The sequence below is a fragment of the Streptomyces sp. NPDC006879 genome (genome assembly GCF_042869595.1).
GTDB lineage: Bacteria > Actinomycetota > Actinomycetes > Streptomycetales > Streptomycetaceae > Streptomyces.
This window is the reverse complement of record NZ_JBIAGC010000113.1, coordinates 1-1,311: the sequence shown is the minus strand read 5'-3', so window position 1 is coordinate 1,311 and position 1,311 is coordinate 1. Positions and strand designations below refer to the sequence as shown.

The following is a 1,311-nucleotide window of genomic DNA, read 5'->3' as shown; positions in this document are numbered from 1 at the left end:
GGTATTTACGGGGTGCTGCCATGGTGCTGGTGGTTCTCCTTCGCCAGGACCGTAACCCTGGCATCAGGGACTCCACAAATCTCAGTACAGCTCACCAGCCCTTTTGTCTTCTGACCTGGGGAAACGTACTCCAGAAGGCCCTTCACCGATGGCGCGGTTGGTCACCGCTACCTGGCGTTTCCGTCCGTTCCCGCCCGCTGTTGGTCATGCGTTGGTCACGTAACCAACGCCTGATGGGCGGGCCTGCCGCATGGCCGAGAACCGCTCACGAGGGCTCTGCGAGCGGCAGTCAGCCTTGACGCTCCGATGCCGCCGCAACGAAGCTCGTGCAAGTTGGCGTAAGCCACTCGACACCGGAGGCAGTCATGGCACTACGGTTCATCGGGATTGATCCAGACACGGGGCAGCAGGGTTCCCCCACCGTATGGGTGGACGAGGGGAAGGGGGAGCTGGTGCTTCAAGGCTGGAAGCCAGACGAGAAGCTAGAGGCGGAGTGCGCCGCGTTCGAGGTTCCCGGCCATGCGCCGGGCATTGCGCCACACGAAGCAGTGATCCGGATTCCGGCCCGCATGGTGCCGATGCTGAGGAAGGCGTGCGATGTCGCAGAAGGAACCGGGCTTTAACGAGCTGCTGGCGGCGGCCCGGCACTCGGCGCTGCACCTGGAGATGCGCGACTCGTACGGGGTGGGCGACGAGGCCGAGGACTTCGAGAACTGGCAGCGCACAGGCCAACGCGACGTGGACCCTGCCTCTGCCTACTGGGCGCCCTGGGTTGATTTGATTCGTGGCACCGTGGCCCGGGGAGTCGTCGTCCGCCGGGCCCGTGTGGTGTCGGAGCCGGTCACGGAGTACATCCGGTACGAGCATGCTGGCACCGTGGTGAACCTCCACGCCGGGGAACAGGTTCGCTGGCTCCCCCGCCGTCAGGCTTCCGACATCGCACTCCCTGGGAACGACTGCTGGGTGTTCGACGGGGAGATCGTGCTCTTCAACCACTTCACCGGGGAGGGGAGCTGGTCCGAGCCTGGTTGGGAGGTACGGTCCGAACCAGCCGTGGCAGCACTGGCCTCCGCAGCGTTCGAGACAGTGTGGGAGCGCGGTATCCCACACGAGAAATACTCGGTCTGACCTGACGAATCGCGAAGAGCCAACTCATGTCTGCATCCCCCTCGTCCAGTGCCCAGGCTGCCCGTGAAGCCATCGCCGCCCGTCTCGGGGTGGGCTTGATCCGCTTTGACGGACACTCCTGATCAGGGGCTTCGCCCCCGGAAGGATGATGTCCATCATGGAGAGCATGGGGAAGAAGAAGCC

The 1,311-nt window shown here is 64.5% G+C and carries 2 protein-coding genes; both read left to right on the top strand.

The window, feature by feature from the left end; genetic code table 11:
• Nucleotides 1-365: 365 nt before the first annotated feature.
• Nucleotides 366-623: a hypothetical protein gene (locus ACFYMC_RS29800; RefSeq protein WP_388531293.1), complete on the top strand. Its 258-nt coding sequence runs from the start codon at nt 366-368 to the stop codon at nt 621-623.
• Nucleotides 598-1,128 carry a DUF6879 family protein gene (locus ACFYMC_RS29795; RefSeq protein WP_388531291.1) on the top strand — a complete coding sequence of 177 codons (531 nt, stop codon included), beginning with the start codon at nt 598-600 and terminating at the stop codon, nt 1,126-1,128. The genes ACFYMC_RS29800 and ACFYMC_RS29795 overlap by 26 nt, the downstream gene beginning before the upstream one ends.
• Nucleotides 1,129-1,311: the final 183 nt, after the last annotated feature.